Consider the following 17,300-nt stretch of genomic DNA (forward strand, 5'->3'; position numbering starts at 1 on the left):
ATGAAAGAACAAGCAATCTGGCAGGGAGTATTGGGTCAGTTAGAATTGACCATTCCGTCTTCTTCATTCTCTGCATGGTTCACAAAAACAAAATTAGAACTAGTTTCTGACAAAGAGGCAGTTATCATTGTGCCAAATATTTTCGTAGAGGCACAGCTAGAGAAAAAGTTTCATACCGATATTCAAGAAGCTTTAAAATCAAACGGTTTTGAAGGTGTGGTGCGATATAGGATTGGTTCTGGTTCACGAAAAAAAACCGTCAACCGGGATCAGCCAGAAGAGACTGTTCGCCCGACAGAACGTCGCATCATCGCCCCAACGCAAAAAAACAATAGCAATCTCAATCCGCGCTATACGTTTGATAACTTTATCGTTGGCTCAAGCAACGACCTGGCTTATGCTGCCTGCCAAGCGGTCGCCTCACACCCTGGCCTCAAATACAATCCACTCTATTTATATGGCGGTTCAGGTCTTGGTAAAACCCACCTCATGCAAGCAGTTGGCAATGAAATTATCAAACAACAGCCGTCAGCCCGGGTGCTATACACGACAACTGAAGCCTTTGTAAACGAATTCTTGGATTATATTCGTTTCAAGAAAAAGGGTTTTTCTGATAAATATCGCAATGTTGACGTGCTAATTGTTGATGATATGCAGTTTATTGCCGGCAAAGAAAAAACCCAGGATGAATTTTTTCACACCTTCAATGACCTCCATCAAAACAACAAACAAATTATCATCAGCTCTGATAAGCCGCCCAAAAGTATCCCTACCCTCACTGACCGACTACGCAGCCGTTTTGAATGGGGTATGGCAATCGATATTCAAATGCCTGACTATGAAACGCGGTGTGCCATCGTCAAAGCAAAGGCTAGCCTCAGCGGTACTGAGCTAGAATCAGGAGTTGTTGAATATCTGGCAGCTAATTTCAAAACAAATATTCGTGAGCTTGAGGGTGCACTCAATCGCCTCCTGGCCTATGCTGACATGCAAGGCTTTGTGCCAGATGTGGCGGCAGCCGAGAGCGTCTTGGGCGACATGAAACGCGTTCGCCCGCAACACATTACCGCTAAGCAGATTATCGATCGGACGGCGCGCTATTTTAATCTCGATCCAAAAGACATGTGTTCAGCCAGGCGTGATAAGTTCATCGTCCAGCCACGACAAATTGCCATGTATCTGTTGCGTAGTGAATTGAAAATGAGTTTTCCAAAAATCGCTCAAGAACTTGGCCGTAAAGACCACACCACAGCCATGCACTCTGTTGAAAAAATCACCAAAGAAAGTTTAACCAACCAGCTAGTGCGCGAACAAATCAATGACGTCAAGGATAAACTATATGTGCAAAATTAGTGGAAAACCTGTGCACGACCTATGGAATTCTATCTGCAGTCTGCGACTAAGCTTGTGGCAAAGTCTGGCGGGCTCCGTACGACTGTGGGTTAACTCAGCCTTATCCACTGCCTTGTACCAAGTTGATCCACAAAGCTATCCACAGGTTTTTTCGCCCACTTACCTCTGTCTGAACACTTGTTTTACTCAGTTTCCACAGCACCTATTATTACTAACACCAGATAAAAAATAAGAAAGGTTATATAATAGTCACTATGAAGCTTTCAGTCACACAAGAAAATTTCGCAAAAGCACTCAGTAATATCGGAAGGGTGGCTTCTGGTCGTGTCGAACTTCCTATTTTGAATAATATTTTACTTCGCACCGACGGAGGGAGATTGTTGATTGCAGCTACCAATTTGGAAATTGCTTCCACTCAGTACATTGGCGCAAAAATACAATCACCGGGTTCGATCACTATCCCGGCACGATTGATCTCAGAATTTATCTCAACCCTGCCAAGCGGCACTATCGACCTGGAGACCAAAGACGATCACCTGCACATCACCTCTGGCAAATTTAAGTCAGTCATCAATGGTGTCATTGCTGATGAATTTCCAGAGTTACCAACCATCAATGAAGATACAGCAGTGCGCTACGAAATCGCCACTGATGATCTGAAAAAAGCGGTGTCGCAAACTATTTTGGCGGCTAGCTCTGATATGGCCCGGGCGGTACTGACTGGGGTATATTGGCATACTTTTGAAGACGAGTTATATTTGGCGGCAACCGACGGCTACCGGCTCGCTGAACGAAAACTAATGAAAGCGGACGGCGAAGTTTCAGCCATCATCCCAACGTCTGCCCTGCAGGAAGTGATTCGTAGTTTGAGTGACGCCACGGAAACCATCGTGATATTATTTGGCGATGACCAAGTTTGTTTCCAAACGCCAGAACTGGAAATTATTAGCCGCCTAATTGATGGAAAATTTCCAGATTATCGCCAGCTGATTCCTCAACAGTCACAAACGGAAATCATCGTTTCGCGCGCCGACCTCAGCCGCATCACCAAAGTTGCCAGTCTGTTCGCTCGAGAGTCAGGCGGCGGCGTTACTATCAATGCTTCGGCTGAAAATAATATCATCTCCATCCACTCCATTGCCTCAGAACTTGGTGAAAATACCTCAGAAGCTACCGCTAAGATTTCCGCTGATGGTCAGATTACGCTCAATTCTCGGTACTTGACTGAGGCGTTAAATGTCACCGACGGAGATGAAGTGTCGTTTGCTTTCAGTGGTAAACTCTCTCCTTGTATCATCCAATCTACGGCGAAAAAACGTGATTATATCCACATCATTATGCCACTAAAAAGTTAGGTTAATAATCACGGAACTTATAACACCATGATGGTCGTCCGTCGCCACATGGTACAGCGGCTCGACTCTCTTTTTCTTTCTTGGTCGGTATGATGTAATTATTTACCTTCATATCGTAGTTATCTGGCGTCGCGCCAAGTTTAGCTAATTTCTCTAATATTTGACTCAGGAGAGCTTCGCCATTACGTCCAGCCATGGTGATACAGATGCCAATTTTATGCGATTTCTTGATATCCGTGCGGTACGGCTGGCAAGAAAATACTCGGTAGTCTCTATCTTCAAACGGCAAATGTTGTAAGATTGGATTGGCTTTATCGATCTCTTTACCCACCCTATTCACTTCTCGACTACCTAGACCATCTAATACCTTGGCGTATTTTTTCTGTTTCAGTTCATTTTTTGCCTTGTCGGTTTTTGGCGTCAGGGCGAATAATAATTTTCGCTCCTTCCCTTTTTCTAGATCAAGCTCAACGGTATATGTGTCATAGCCGTCAGCGCTAAAACTAAAAGTATGTTTACCGCTTTTAACCGCTACGGGCTTGTCAGACTTGATGACCTGATTTTTCACTGAGTCGTACGACATTTTAACAGTCTCTGGAGCAAAGGTCGCCAGTAATGTAGTATCGTGCGTGACTGTTTGAAATACATAATATGAGATAAGCGCAACAATCAGCGCGCCGATAATCACTGCACCGCCAATAATTTTTTGCTTTGTGATGACTGGCTGCATGATATTTCCTTTCTAGGTTTTGTTTGATTGAATGACGCGAACCAAGATATTACCTGGTTGAGTGAGTTGATAGTCAACAGATCCTTGCTTGATGAATATCGGTACTGTATCTCCAAGGGAGGCATTAGCGGCGACGTAACCTCCACCGACGTCACCAGTGTAAATTAAAGTATGTCCGTAGCCACCATGGCTTGGGTGGAGGAGGATATCACCTGGCTGCAAGTCTGAAGCAGATGGACGATCGATGATTTTGAATTTTTCTGGATGAGATTTTACGTAAGTATACTGATCAGTGGTGCCAATTGGCTGGTAATCTTTGTCTGCACCAGAAGTACGCAGCACCGTCGCTACAAATCTACCGCAGTCAGTGTCTGAACTACCGACGACACTTGGGTTATTCTTTTTGACTGCATCGATATATTCAGCTTTAGCCGTCTGGTTATTAGCCCCTTTGTCAGTATTTGGATTCCACGCCAACTGCTTGGCTGTATCGACGATGCTCTGCCCGGCGACACTAGACCCATTACCACTACAACCAGTTGCTGATGCTGAACTAATTTGTGCACCACTCGAATCACCACCGGCGCTTGCCGCGATTTTTGACGGATCGCCGTCTTGGATTTTACCCTTATAGCTGTTGAAAATCTCAGAGGCATACTGGGCACGGTTACCTTCTTCGCCTGCACCATAGCGCTCAAATGTTTCACCAAACTCAACCGCCAAAGCACTGACACTGCTACCCGATTTGTCAGTGTGTTTAAGTAGTACTTTCAGACCAGCATTTTCTGCCCCATTCAGCTCCTCCCAGAGGTATTCTAGCTGCCCTTCGATGGTACTGTAATTTGGCTTTTTTTCTAGATTAGTGCGGCGCCCACCCAGCCACTGCGCGATACCGTATGCACCAATACTGTTGAGGGCGCTCGGATCGATGCGAGATTCCTGCTGGAGGTTACCAGCCACCGCTGCTGCTTGTACTAACGTTAGACCCTTGCCGGTAAAAAACTTAAGAACTTTTTCTACGTTTTCACCAGAAAGTTCACCAGTCGCAGTATTTTGGGTTGAGCAGATTTGACCGTTTGGATTGTTGATATTGATGTCATTTAAAATATAGTCTTGGTAAGGAATACCGGCCGGTTGATCCTTCTTCTTTTCTTTATCTTTTTCTGGCGCTGCTGAGGAGTCGGCGGTCAAAAATATGACACAGCTCACTAAAGCTAGCAATAGACCGATAGTTACTCGTTTCATTGTACTCTCCTTGCGTAGTCCCAGTGCCACGGCTCATCTTTATACCAGCCAGGATTGTTACGGTCTCTTGCCCATGGTGGGTTGACAAAGCCGTATTTTGAGGCATTTGATGCTAGCCACAGATAAATTGGCGTATTAAAACCTGAACCACCTATATTAATATCTAGGGCTAGTCCATGTCCATGTTTTGATGTTCCTGGAGTTGCTTGTGTTATACCGCTTGAGAAGTAATCTTGTTGTGTTGCTAATGTACGGTATGATTCGGTAATTGTCATGTGTTGACCACCATGTTCTTGAGCATAGGCTTCATTCATAGCATCGAAAGCTTGAGCGGCCTTTGGATGCATGTAATGTCCTGGTGCAGTTTTCAACTCACTCATGGCTGACAGTGGAATCTCACCGTTTCTGTGTCCACCCCACGACGCAGGTTCATTTCCAAAAGTCTGTGCTTCTTCTAATTCCGGTGGACCGATAGCGTCGCCGACTGGTCCGCTGCTTGGCTGTTGTGCCCCAGTGTTGGCTGATGGATCATCAATTTCTTTTGGATAATATTTACCTTCTTTGTCGTCCGCCATCAAGGCCAGGTTGCCAGCTACGGTTAATTCCAAGGCACATGGATCGGCCACACTGTACGTCGGGACTAAGTCGCCTTCATGAATCCCATAACTCGCTTCACGCTCTTTGGCTTTGGTTGAACAGACAGCATCGGTGTACTGACTTGGGTCGGCTTTATACACTGCTTTGTCAGTAAAACCATGCCAAGTTACACCGAAAGCTCGCATGACGGCTGCTTGGTCATATTTGGCGGCATGCGTGTTAGTTGGCGTGATGGCAGACGCTAGGGCGACCGGTGCGCGTGCGATTAATCGCATGGTTGAAAAACCGGAAGTTGGCATAACGGCTAGTAACTGTCCAGCCACCGAACGCTTAAGTGTTGGGTCAAATAACTTCGCCATGAGTGGTTGTTCGCGGAATTCTTCGTCACGCTCTTGCTCGATCTGTTTTGCGAGCACACTGACTTGCTGGTTGGTGAGGCGTGCCCCACCGATGCCGTCTGGCTGTTTGGAGCCTGAATCGGCGCCAGCTTGTCCAGCTTCAGTACTACTTTGCATAGTTGTTGTCAGTCCGCCGTGTAGAGCTTCAAAGTTATTGTTACCCGGCGCGTCAACCCCCACCTCTGGTATACCGAACAGCAAACTCACTGCCCAACCCATGGCTTTTTCGATCAAGCCTTCAGAGAGTTCAACCAGCTGCTTCAATCCTGGCAATTCCTGTAAATAACTAAAGAACCAGCTAAATACCTTACCGACCGTATCACCAACAAAGTCAATGATCGCGCCGAACGTACTATTCCAGGCTTCAGCTATCCCGGCCAACACTTGCCAGACAGGATATTTCGTAAAGGTAGTGTAGTCTTTGACAATCTTTTTTTCTGGACAGACAAGCTCACCGGGATCTAAGGCAACCACCTTTTCTTCACCACCAACCTCGCACTTGGTGCGAATACCACCGTCCTCAGCGTAGGCTATTGGGTATAATAATGATGCTGCGGTGTTATTGCCGCCAAATGTTGCCTGAAATATTGGTGCTGCTTCGGCGCCGTCAAATAGCGAGGTTGCTAACTCAACATGTTGAATATTATCAATTGTTCCCGCCCGAATTTGGTCTCGCGTCAAGACTGGGCTAGCTTCTTCATCATAAGTGAACGCGGTATACAGCTGCTTCTTTTGGTCAGCTCCGACAATTTCAATAACCTTTTCATTAACTGCTCCAACAATCTTTGCAACCAAATCAATTGCTCCAATGATGGCGTTTGCAGCCGCTATTTTCTTAAACAGTTGCTTACTGATGATTTTACCTAGCGGTGTGTCTGGTGCTGCTTTGGACAGAGAATCAATATTATTAAGAGCTTCTTTTTGCCCTTTAATTTTTTTCACCTTTTCATCGGCTTTTGTCTTATTGTCACCTGTCGCTTTTTCAGCTTCTTTTTCTGCTTCGCTAATCTTACTATCGAGGTCGTTATTTAATTTATCTAACGTGTCTTGGCATTTTTTAGCGTCAGTACCATCCAAACATCCTAAATACGCTGCAAAACGAGGCGACATTTTAGCGGTGATACGTGTATTCATATTTAGCTTAATTTTAGCCTTAAAGTCAGCATATTTTTGACCAGCTTTTTCTGGTATGATGTTAAACTTTTTCACACCGTATTTTCGATACAATACACGTTTAGATAGATAGCGCATGAAATAGTTACGTCCGTGAACCTTACGTGTCATCTTTTTTATATGACGACGCATATCTTTGTGAGATAATTCCTTTTCTACCCCTTGCAGGACAGAGTTCATATCTTTTGACTCAAGATGCATGGTAAATGAGGTCGCTTTACCACCCAGGGTGTTTCTACCACTTGCATTAAAGACAGCCTTAACGTTTCTTCCTTCTTTTTCAAATTTAGCATCAAGCTGTTCTTCAAACCACGTGCTATATTTTGTAGCTCCCAGGTGACACAAAACACCACCGCCAGCACAAAACACGAGATTGGCATCGCCAGGATATGCGGTTTGCATCATTTTCATGGCGACCCAGCGTGTGGTGATATACTCGAGTCGTTGGTTGATGGCGTGCTGTGGCACAGAGCTGAGCTGGTCGGTGATGGTGGAGACCATGGCATCAAGCTTATATGGCAAAATTGTGAAAAATAACATCATCAGGCCAAACAACCCTCCACCGATACCGGCTGTGGCACCCCATTTTTTGCGAGTCATATTTGCCAAAAGGTTGCCGCGCTTTTTGTTGCCGGACTTACCCAAAGGAGACCGAGAGTATAGCTGTTCTTGATTATTAACGCTGTCCGCAGCGTTTAGTCCATCATCTTTCTTGTCGCCATCATAAAAATTATCATTGGCGGCATTATTCTCCATGGAGTTCAGATATTTAGACGTTTGTTCAGAGGCCGGATTGAGCCGTTCATCAACATCTGGATCAGTCGTATAATCAATTCGTGGCATAATTATACTGCTCCATACCCACCAATTGGTGTTTCAGACGGAAGCTGTTGTTTTACAGGTGAAGTATTAATCAGATCATACTCGGTATCACTGGCTTGAATCTGGATGTGCACGTGGTTTTGTCCAGCAAAGAACAGCCCCTGTCCAACGGGGAAATTCGCTAAGCGTTTCTGCTCTTCCTCGGTTAGCTTAAACACACTAGAAAGCACATCAACGGCACTGGATGATTGCTTGAGAAGGAGCTGCATGGATGAGTTGGCAACGATAGCGCGGCCCATTTTACTGCCCACAAAGTCCTCGACGTCCTGAGTGATGGTAGTGAGTCCTAGTTGATATTTTCGGGCTCGCTTAGCTAGGCTAAACAAGAAGCTAGCTGAGTCTTCATATTTCATCAATTGCCATGCCTCGTCAACGATCAACATACGCTTTTTCTGGTCGGTTCGAGTGATATTCCAGATGTGATTCAATACAATATACATAGCCGTTGGGCGTAGTTCATCTTCCAGATCTCGGATGTTAAAGACTACCATGGCGTTATTGATATCGATATTACTCTGCTGACTGAAAATACCAGCAAAGGTACCTGAAGTAAATTTACGCAGACGCTGTGCTAACTGTGGACCAGTGCCGCCCATGTGTAGTAATGTATCATACAAATCATGAATGGTTGGCGGTGTTGAATTGTGGGTTAATGGGTCCGACGTGATACCAACACGAGCATAGGTGTCGATCAGTGCCTGGTCGATATCTGCTTCCTCTGCCGCGGTTAGTCCGATAGAACCAGCTACTGAACCACCCAACATTTGACGCAATAAACCGTGCAGCGTCACCAAATTAGCACGTAACGCGTCGTCTGCTTCTTCGGTGTCAATCACTCGCGGTAGATCAAATGGATTGATGCGCGTGTCACTATTCAAACTCAAGCGTATATGACTACCGCCCACGGCATCACATAGCTTTTGGTATTCATTTTCCGGGTCGATGATGACAATGTCAGCGCCAGTCATCATACTACGCAGTGCTTCCAGTTTCACTGTAAACGACTTACCAGCACCAGACTTTGCAAACACCACCATGTTGGCATTTTCTAGAGAAAATCGGTCAAAGATCACCAAACCATTGTTATGCATATTGATGCCGTACAACACACCCTTACCGTCGGTTAGGTCAGCAGAGGTGAATGGGAAGCTGGTGGAAATAGCACCAGTGTTCATGTTGCGGCGGATTTGTAATTGATCCATCAACTGAGGAATGGTGCTGTTCAGTCCCTGTTCTTGCTGATTTGACGCCACTTTACTAAAGATCAGCTGCTGACCAAAGATAGTTTCAATTTTGTGTTGAATAAAGTTCAGCTCATCAAGGCTATCGGCATAAATCGTCACATATAGTCCGTAACGGAAGAATTTTTCTGACCCAATCTGTAGCTGGTTACGCAGTTCTTCGGCGTCCTGCAAGGCAGCTTCCATGGCCGGGTCACGCACACGCCCCTTCTCTGCGTTGATATTCATACTAGCTTCCAACTGAGTCACTTTTTTACGCAAATTGTTCAGCACCACCTGAGTGTCGACCGGGTAGATAAACATGCTGATATCCAACACCTCGTCGATATTAATCACCGAACTCAACCAGCCGGTGTAAATTTCACGAGGATAACCATAGACGTAAATAGTACGGCCATATTTGGCACCCAGTCGGAAATAACTTGCTTGAATTTCCACACTACTTGGGGCGATAAAATCTCGCAGAGTTCTCACGCCAGTCAAGAAAGCCTGCTCGACCTCAGCTTGTTCGCGAGCACGCTGTTGAGCGGCGATATCGATGGCATCTAGTTTTTTCTTAGCCATTAAAAATCTCCTCCATATGGCGATTCACCATTTCCCTTACGGATGTAAGTCGTCGTCAGATCATTTGGGTTGCGGACTAATGGCTGACGTGCTGCAGTGTCAGGATTGTAGGAAATATAGAACAATTCTCCAAGCTGCCTGGTGTTGAGTTGCAAACTCTTCACGCCCATGGCAAACAAACCATTCATCACCGTATCGATGCGGTTTTTGATCTCATCTTTTGCTTTTTCGTACATCGGCTGATCAATCCTGGTAATCAACGTTTCCTTCTTACCACTAAAGAAACTGTCAAACAGACCCTTTGCCTGCTGTTTCATGGCATTAACATCGCCGCCGGGGAAATATGGCACCACGATGAAAAATCGCTTATCCATAATGTTTGCCTCTTGCGACAGCACTTCTATGAAGTTCATATAGTCATCCATCAACACATTAAGTAACATATTGTCTTGAGAGCGTCGAATACGTGACAATCGATCAAGGTATGGACCGATATCAACACGCTGTGATCGTACTAGGATTTGAACTGGAAAATAGAGCGAGTTGAGTAGGTTTTGATAGCTAAATTCGATAGCCTCTCGCTCACGAGTACTCATCAAATCAAAGTTGATGGATTGACATTCTATCACTGCTCGAAAACTGCCGTCACTCATGATGATCATGTTTTCACGCATTTCTGAAAATAATAACGTATTTTGTGTACTGATGGCGCTCTTTTTGTCTTTAGGAGCTGGTGGATTCTGTGGATTTGGAGCTGGCTGACCTGGCTGAGTTATACCAGGCTGCATTGGCAACGCTGGCTGACCAGGTTGTGGCTGTTGTGGCGGTAATGGCTGACTAGGCTGTCCAGAAACGACCGGCGGTGTCGTCGGGTTGGGTGGTAACTGATATGGTTGTTGATTATCTGGTTGCATTTCCCACCTAGCGTAGTGAAATCACCACTTCCTCCTCAGCTGTTTCCTCTGAGCGTTTATGTATCCGATCTGCTTCTTTTTGTAGGGTCGCTATGGAAAGATCGGAATGATTATTTGCCAAATCTATTATACCAGGGTCAACAGGTTGTTGTATAGGTTGATTTTGGTCGGTTGGTGGCGTGACGGTAGGTCGTTCCCCTGCCGGAGACAGGACACCTTGACGCATGTGAGGGTACGGGTTGACGGTTAGTTTTGGTATATCTTCCTCTTGAGCTGCCATGAAAACTGCTGACTGAGTCGGCTGTTGTGTTGTTGGTGTTTGAGGTTTTTGCATGCGCTGTATCAACTGTTCTCGCCGCTGTTGGTCTGTCTCGGCGATCATATCAGCAATTTGTCGTGAAGTAGTGTTACCCCGATCTAAAATGTCTTCCTCTGCCTGAACGGCGGTATTATAGAAATCAGCCTGTAGTGAACTGGCGGTATCTAAATTACCCGTTGCTTCCGGGTTGCCGACGCCGCGGACTGACCAGCCATGCGTGTCAACGATGTTTGCCAGATATGATAATCGTCGCTGGATCTCTCGTTGATCATAGTTCTTACTCAGGTTCTCTTCCTTAGTTTTTGGTGCTACCACTTCTATCAGCGTCTCTACTCCGTCTGGCTCCCAGAGCCGCACGCGCGGTTTTAAGAAAAATGATATCACTGCCGCAATATATATTTCCATCGGCTGTTCCTTACGTAGTGGCAACGCTAATACGGTGAAAAACACCCCAAATGGCAAAGGAATGATTGCTAATGGTAACAAGGCGACTCCTAGCGCCCACGCTATACCAAAAAAGCCCACCGCGATGATGAGAAACACAAATTGCTTAAAACTGAATGGCCCAAGCAGCTTGTCTTCTGCTTCCACATCCTGGGGCACTCTATACACAGCCATATGCTACTAGTATAGCAAAGATAGCTTAACTAGTTAAATCCTCAGGCTTAATCCCTAGAGAAAGAGATATCTCTCGAATTGTATTACCAGTTTTACCAATTCGACTACTAAACCGAGGATCGGTTTGTGCCAAAACAAGGTTCTTGCGCAACGTATCCAGACCAGCTTCATTGATTTGCGAGACAAAGCTTTGGTCGCTCAACGCTTCCTTTAGTGGCTTTAGGTAAGCCAAGTCTGAACCGACAATTGCTTCGGTCGACAAACCACCGATGTTAAGGTTATCGAGCATAAGTTTCCTCATGTAGTCTGGGCCGTTCATATTAACATTGTTGGCCTTAATAGCCGCTGCAGCTGCACCACCTAACCAAGCTGGTTTAGCAGAGTTGGACAGCAGCGCGTCACCGTATTCTTGTGCAAAGTCGTCATTAAGCGCACCGAAGTCGGTTTTTTGCAGCAAGCTTTGGATGGCCACGGCATCTTTACCACCTAACACGTGGTGAATCGCTGCATAGCGGATATCATCAGTAACCGTCAAGCCGCGTCGACTAACACCATTGGCCAATTCCACCATATCATCATTGCTGACGTTCATGGCATTGAGAATAGTCATAGCGTTCTCAATCGATTCCTTATTAGCCTTAGTGATGGTGCTACGTGCCGTTGACCACACACGCTGTGAACCACGGTCGTTACCAAAGTACATATTTTCCACTGAACCTGCTTGGGCTCGCAACTCCTCCTGGTTGGCTAGATCGTTTGCTAAGATGTAGTCATTAACGCGCTGAATACTGTTTTTTCGCAGTCCTTGAATCGCAATACTACGCGCTTCTCGTTGAGTTTCTTCCTGTAGTGTTTCATAGCGGCGGGCAGCTCTCTTTTTCAGGTTGGCTGGTGTCGGTGTACCTTCAACTTTCATCTCCTCATAAGCGTTTGCGGTTGTGACATCAGCTAGTGATAATTGGTCAGCAGCAGCCCGTGACTCAATATCAGCAATTTGGTTGGCGCGGGAAAGCTTATAGGCTGCGTCAGCCCGTTTTTGGTAGGCTTCTGAACGAGTTTTGAATTTACGCGAGCGGTAATTAGCCCAGCGCCCCATTTTGCGGATGCCGCTGAATTTACTTAGTTCGTCGTCAGCTCTGCCCAATGAATTTTTATGAGCCGCCAATTGACTGCGGTCACGTGACCAGTTTTTAGTCCGGTCGATAACACCACGGTTTTTATTATTAACGATACCAGCTACTCGACCCAGCACACCGCCGCTCAGCTTGAACACCAGTGGTGCGATGGCTAGGGCTGAAACTTGCACTGCCAGTCCTAAAATCACCATAATCCATGAATTGGCGTTTTGTAGGATGATTAATCCTGCCAGCTGCGCGCCACCAAATACCACTGAAAATGCTGGGAAAAATATCACCAGGGTGAACATTAAGTTTCGCCATTTTTCAAAGAATTTCTCGGTGCCTGGTAACAGATAGCACACGAAAGCCAGCGGTGATATGACCGTTAAGATAATCAATAATGCTTGTCGTGCCGCCAAGATGATGAATACAACTGTCAGAGTCAATAAGATACTGGCAATGATGGGCAGTAGCCAGTAAGCGGCTGAAGCTAACGATCCGCCAGTTGCTGCCAGTGCGCCATATACGCCTGCAGTCGCTGCGCCACCAGACAGGACCATGGCCACCAAGTCGCTCCAAGTTGGTAGTGGAGCACCATTAAACGCGCCGTTTGCCGACACTTGAGAACGGATTTCGTTAAACATATCTTGTAGGGCGACACCAAAGATATTTGACAGATCGATCATCGCAGCACATATGATGAAAGACAGGTTAACTAAAATTGCGGCGATAACCACTCGTGGAACTAGTTTTTTAATACCATAGTTACTGATGCCAACTGAGGTTAGCTGTGAATAAATAACGATCAAAAAGGCGACGATGAACGCTGCATTGGCGATGTTTCGCATGATGTCCCAGGCGACCTTTACCCCAGAGCTATTGTTGGAGCTGTCTATCGCTGGTGTAGTCATCAGGTCGGAAATCCACGTGTACACTTCATCAATTCCTGAGGCGATTCCGTTAGAAATTGGGCAAATAAACCAACCCGTTCCCCCTCTCACGTCACATTCTGACTCACTAGGGTTACTGTCCTGTTTGACCTCGATATTCTCTGGTTCGCCTGACTGTGTTGGTGTACTGCCGTTTATGGTGTATCTAGCGTATTTCGCGGTAGTAGCAGTTCGTGGATTGCTATTTCCAGCGAAAAATACCACTGTTGATTGATTGCCTTCGGTAGCCTCATAGACCCAGTCTTTACTGTCGCGACCAAGCAGTTTTTTACGAGCTGTGTCGTTAACTGGTTTGAGGGTTTTGCCATCAACGACCAGTGAGTCGCTTTTCCACTGAGCCTCAGCGGCATAAACTGAGGTAGAGTTGATGAGTATACCACTAAAAAACCCGACAAAAATACTAATAGTCAGTATGGCAAACCACTGCGACCGACGTATTTGCGGACGCACTCGCATTTTCAACCACTCCATTACTGTAAATGGTAGCATTTTTTAGCGTAAAAGTCAACTATATGAATCTATCGGCCAAACGCAGTAGGCGGTCGGTTGCGTCGGTGCTGTGACCGTCCAGTGCCACTGGTGCCACCCTGGTCAATATAGCTCGGTGGAATACTGGTAGCACTCGTCGGATCAGAGGATCTGTCTACCTGCACAGTAACGTTAACCTGTGGAGCTGGAGCTTGTGTTTGACCACCTGAAGACAATGAATCTGGCTTTGGAGCTTCTACTCCTCGTGCCTGCTCTTTGATGGCGTAGTAGCGATCAGGAGTCATGCTTGGTGCCTGAGAAGGTGTTGGCTGTGCCACGCCCTGTGGAGCTTGATTTTGCTGCAATGGTGGTACGGATAATGATTCTGCGGGTATTGATGTTGATAACTTTTTCATTTTAGACGTTGACATTTTTAAGGCCATAGATTCAAAGATATCAGCAGATTCGGCACTAGCTTGACTGAGATTTCGTGAATTATTTGCGACTTTCTTTGCTTTTTCTACTGTTAATCCACCTTCGTTTATGGCATCAGTAAGAGCGCTTGCACTTTGAGTAGCAAGTGTTTCGGTGGATAAGCCGCCCACAGACTTGCTTGTCATGGCTGCCAACTCATCACTAGTAACACTATAGCTTTTATTCCCTTCACCTATTGCATCAAACCCTGCAACACCGGCTGCGGCTACTCCAGCATCGTACTTCTTTACATTGCCGAGGGCCTTCCCCATCTCGATACTGGTAATTGCTCCGCCGCTTTCTAGATATTTACGTAATTGTCCTGCGCCCCAGGCGCCCGAGTTGGATAATTCTTCTGCTGCTGCTGCTTGAACGTATTTGTCATCTGACCGTAGAGCTTTAGCTAAATTACCGTTATATTCAAACCGCAATTTTTTGGCTGCAGCTTCTTGAGATAGTTTATGAATATACTCTTGACCACCAGTAGTAGCTGCCGCAAACCCAAGCCGCTTATCCAGTTCACTTCCAGAAGCTTCAGCCAGCCCTTCTCGGTAGCGCTGCTGTTCGCTTTGTTCTGCCAGAGCTGCTCGGGTTTCTCGGTCGAGTGAACGTTGGTTTATCTTTCTAAAGCCCCGTTGCAGACCACCACTCCAGACACGTCTAGGAGCCTTACTCTTGCTAAAATCTTTCGCCATAAATTCACGACGTTTCATACCTGCTCGACGTTTAGCAAACTTACTTCCTGCATTAAGCGCTGGTGCTGATGCCTTGTTCAATAGTCCATTTGCCCGCCCCATCAGGTTGCCGATGATAGCATTGGATTTCAGTGCCATACCAAGGATGACGAAAGTACCAGCAAATAAAAGTGCCAAAGCCATCAGTTGTTGTACCACTCCGCCGGTTTTGTCAGCAAGGGCAGTAAAGGCTAATAATTTTAATCCGCCGTAGTATATTGCCGCCAAAGGATAGAGGAAGACCATACCGGTGAAGACTTTTTTCCACTTGTCAAAGACACTTTGGGTGTTTGGTAAAATCCAAGCTGCAAATGCCAATGGAGCTAAGATTGCCAGCACCGGTATCACTGCTGATCGAAATACCAATGCTAACAACCCTGAGACGATGCCGATCACACCTGGAACGATTGCCATAAGCACAAACATAAACAGGGTTCCAATCCCGAAAACTGAGGCAGCAATTGTTCCACCAATTAGTGTCGCTCCAGCCGCCGTGCCGCCACCTGCTAAAATTGCTGTCAATAAGGCGCCCCAACCAACATCTTTGTAACTCATATTTTGTATCGGAGCTGTAATGATTCCTAGCAGAGTACTACCAAGGATGTTTGCGGTATCAACGATGACTTGGATGACAAAGTAGGATATATTCACTGCAACCGCAGCGATGATGAAACGAGGTAGCATTTTCTTGATGCCGTAGTTAGAGATACCGACATTTGATACTTGTGAGATAATAATCAAGATAAATACCAGTGCTAACAAGACATTAGCAAGGTCTCGCATAGTTTTCCAAGCATCATATGTATTTCCTGTTGCCTGCAAGGGACTTGTAACTAAATATTCTTCTAACATCCCCCAGACCGAGTCGGCAAAGTCAGCCAGTTTGTCAATAACTGGGCAGATAAACCACCCGATACCCGTTAGTTCACTAGTACACGTTTTTTCCTCTTTTTCTTCTCCTGCCCCCTCGGTCGACTGTGCTGTAGCGTCAGCGCTTTGCTCCGGAGTATCCCCTACGGAAAGTTCCTTCTGTTCATCTTTATGTTCAGACGCATATTTGGCAAACTTATCAAAAGCACCCCTGTTGTTTTGGAGCCAAGAACCGATATCGCTACAGCTTACTTCGACTAATCCTCCCTCAGTGTCGTCGGTTGCTGCCAACCAGACTTTTTCATTACCCTTGGAAGTCTTATAAATCATGTCGGCGGTTTTGCCACCTGTACTGGTAAATGGAATTTTGTAGTAATAATACCCCGAGCTATCTGGATTTTCTTTAGGGATTTCCTTGAGAGATTTATCACCGCTAGCAGAACAACCGCTAGCAGAACTAGTAAATGTTTTTGAATACATATACCATTGTTCGGCGCTGCCTGAAGCTATAGAAGGTAGGCTGCCGGTGGCATTTTTGATACCGTCTTTGAAACGTTCTTTAATGGCCGCGCCACCCTTTTTTGGTGCACAACCACCCGGAGGATTTTCGTCAGGAGCTAAATTACTACTAGAATAGTAAACAGTGTATGAAGTAAAATAATTTGGTTTTGATACACTCCGTAAGTCGTTAACATTTTGTGTAAAACGACCCCAGGAATTCCATTCATACTTTTTACATCTTTCCCAATTTCGAAATACCCAGCCAGCTTTGGTTTGATCAATAAAAAATTTACCACCCATATGCCGGTAGAAGTCAGCATATTTAGAAGAGCCCTCCCAAATATCAATCCCCGCTTTTAGGAGGCTAGCACAGCTGAGATCTCCACCGATTTGTTTTGTGATGGGGTCGACGCCTGAGTAGGATTTAATACCGCCTTTAGTATTTTTTCCCACAAAGGTATTTGCACGCTCCTCATTATCACCGTTAGATGGCGCCCAGTTAGAGTCGGTGCTTGTCGTGTTTCTATACCGCATCCCCTCGAAATCGGTCATACATGTCCAATCGTTGGTGCCACGCTTCATTAAATTAGCGTAAAGTAGTGTTGATTCAACTTTTTGCTTTAACTTCAAACTTTTTGCAGCTTCTGCCTGCGGAGCAAGTAACACCGCTGATATAAGTGCCACTACTAGTGTGGAGAGTACTATCAACCCTCGCTTTTTACTCATGTTTTGATGCCCTTTCAGAAAAAACATATACACTACAAATTGTAGTGTATATGTCTCAAAAGCGCAAATG

The 17,300-nt window shown here is 45.7% G+C and carries 10 protein-coding genes; 2 read left to right on the forward strand and 8 right to left on the reverse strand.

Annotated elements, in window-relative coordinates:
* Together dnaA and dnaN are read left to right on the forward strand one after the other, a co-directional pair.
* Positions 1–1,353: a chromosomal replication initiator protein DnaA gene (gene dnaA / locus V4210_RS00005; RefSeq protein WP_338520828.1), complete on the forward strand. Its 1,353-nt coding sequence runs from the start codon at positions 1–3 to the stop codon at positions 1,351–1,353.
* 254 nt (positions 1,354–1,607) lie between these two features.
* The gene (gene dnaN / locus V4210_RS00010) at positions 1,608–2,708 is read left to right on the forward strand and encodes a DNA polymerase III subunit beta (RefSeq protein ID WP_338520829.1); all 1,101 of its coding nucleotides are present in this window, start codon (positions 1,608–1,610) and stop codon (positions 2,706–2,708) included.
* A 1-nt stretch (position 2,709) separates the two neighbouring features.
* Here the strand turns inward: dnaN and V4210_RS00015 are convergent, their stop codons facing one another.
* From V4210_RS00015 to V4210_RS00050, 8 genes are read right to left on the reverse strand one after another with little or no spacing between them, the layout of a single operon-like run.
* Positions 2,710–3,438 (reverse strand): hypothetical protein, encoded by a 729-nt coding sequence (locus tag V4210_RS00015; protein WP_338520830.1) that lies wholly within the window; start codon positions 3,436–3,438, stop codon positions 2,710–2,712.
* 12 nt (positions 3,439–3,450) lie between these two features.
* The gene (locus V4210_RS00020) at positions 3,451–4,683 is read right to left on the reverse strand and encodes a phage tail tip lysozyme (protein ID WP_338520831.1); all 1,233 of its coding nucleotides are present in this window, start codon (positions 4,681–4,683) and stop codon (positions 3,451–3,453) included.
* Positions 4,680–7,694 carry a M15 family metallopeptidase gene (locus tag V4210_RS00025; protein ID WP_338520832.1) on the reverse strand — a complete coding sequence of 1,005 codons (3,015 nt, stop codon included), beginning with the start codon at positions 7,692–7,694 and terminating at the stop codon, positions 4,680–4,682. Before V4210_RS00025 ends, V4210_RS00020 begins: the two co-directional genes overlap by 4 nt.
* Positions 7,695–7,696: 2 nt before the next feature.
* Positions 7,697–9,538: a VirB4-like conjugal transfer ATPase, CD1110 family gene (locus V4210_RS00030; RefSeq protein WP_338520833.1), complete on the reverse strand. Its 1,842-nt coding sequence runs from the start codon at positions 9,536–9,538 to the stop codon at positions 7,697–7,699.
* Positions 9,538–10,452: a hypothetical protein gene (locus tag V4210_RS00035; protein WP_338520834.1), complete on the reverse strand. Its 915-nt coding sequence runs from the start codon at positions 10,450–10,452 to the stop codon at positions 9,538–9,540. The genes V4210_RS00030 and V4210_RS00035 overlap by 1 nt, the downstream gene beginning before the upstream one ends.
* Before the next feature lie 7 nt (positions 10,453–10,459).
* Positions 10,460–11,389, reverse strand: coding sequence for a PrgI family protein (locus tag V4210_RS00040; RefSeq protein WP_338520835.1), 930 nt, complete (start codon positions 11,387–11,389; stop codon positions 10,460–10,462).
* Between the two features lie 25 nt (positions 11,390–11,414).
* Positions 11,415–13,928 (reverse strand): hypothetical protein, encoded by a 2,514-nt coding sequence (locus V4210_RS00045; RefSeq protein WP_338520836.1) that lies wholly within the window; start codon positions 13,926–13,928, stop codon positions 11,415–11,417.
* A 47-nt stretch (positions 13,929–13,975) separates the two neighbouring features.
* The gene (locus V4210_RS00050; RefSeq protein WP_338520837.1) at positions 13,976–17,257 is read right to left on the reverse strand and encodes a hypothetical protein; all 3,282 of its coding nucleotides are present in this window, start codon (positions 17,255–17,257) and stop codon (positions 13,976–13,978) included.
* Positions 17,258–17,300 lie beyond the last annotated feature (43 nt).

The sequence above is a fragment of the Candidatus Nanosynbacter featherlites genome (genome assembly GCF_037013405.1).
In the GTDB taxonomy this organism is placed as follows: Bacteria; Patescibacteriota; Saccharimonadia; order Saccharimonadales; family Saccharimonadaceae; genus Nanosynbacter; species Nanosynbacter featherlites_B.

Coding starts and splice junctions, on each gene's coding strand:
- V4210_RS00030 (WP_338520833.1), bottom strand. CDS start 9,538: ATGGCTAAGAAAAAACTAGATGCCATCGATATCGCCGCTCAACAGCGT.
- V4210_RS00020 (WP_338520831.1), bottom strand. CDS start 4,683: ATGAAACGAGTAACTATCGGTCTATTGCTAGCTTTAGTGAGCTGTGTC.
- V4210_RS00040 (WP_338520835.1), bottom strand. CDS start 11,389: ATGGCTGTGTATAGAGTGCCCCAGGATGTGGAAGCAGAAGACAAGCTG.
- V4210_RS00045 (WP_338520836.1), bottom strand. CDS start 13,928: ATGGAGTGGTTGAAAATGCGAGTGCGTCCGCAAATACGTCGGTCGCAG.
- dnaN (WP_338520829.1), top strand. CDS start 1,608: ATGAAGCTTTCAGTCACACAAGAAAATTTCGCAAAAGCACTCAGTAAT.
- dnaA (WP_338520828.1), top strand. CDS start 1: ATGAAAGAACAAGCAATCTGGCAGGGAGTATTGGGTCAGTTAGAATTG.
- V4210_RS00035 (WP_338520834.1), bottom strand. CDS start 10,452: ATGCAACCAGATAATCAACAACCATATCAGTTACCACCCAACCCGACG.
- V4210_RS00015 (WP_338520830.1), bottom strand. CDS start 3,438: ATGCAGCCAGTCATCACAAAGCAAAAAATTATTGGCGGTGCAGTGATT.
- V4210_RS00025 (WP_338520832.1), bottom strand. CDS start 7,694: ATGCCACGAATTGATTATACGACTGATCCAGATGTTGATGAACGGCTC.
- V4210_RS00050 (WP_338520837.1), bottom strand. CDS start 17,257: ATGTTTTTTCTGAAAGGGCATCAAAACATGAGTAAAAAGCGAGGGTTG.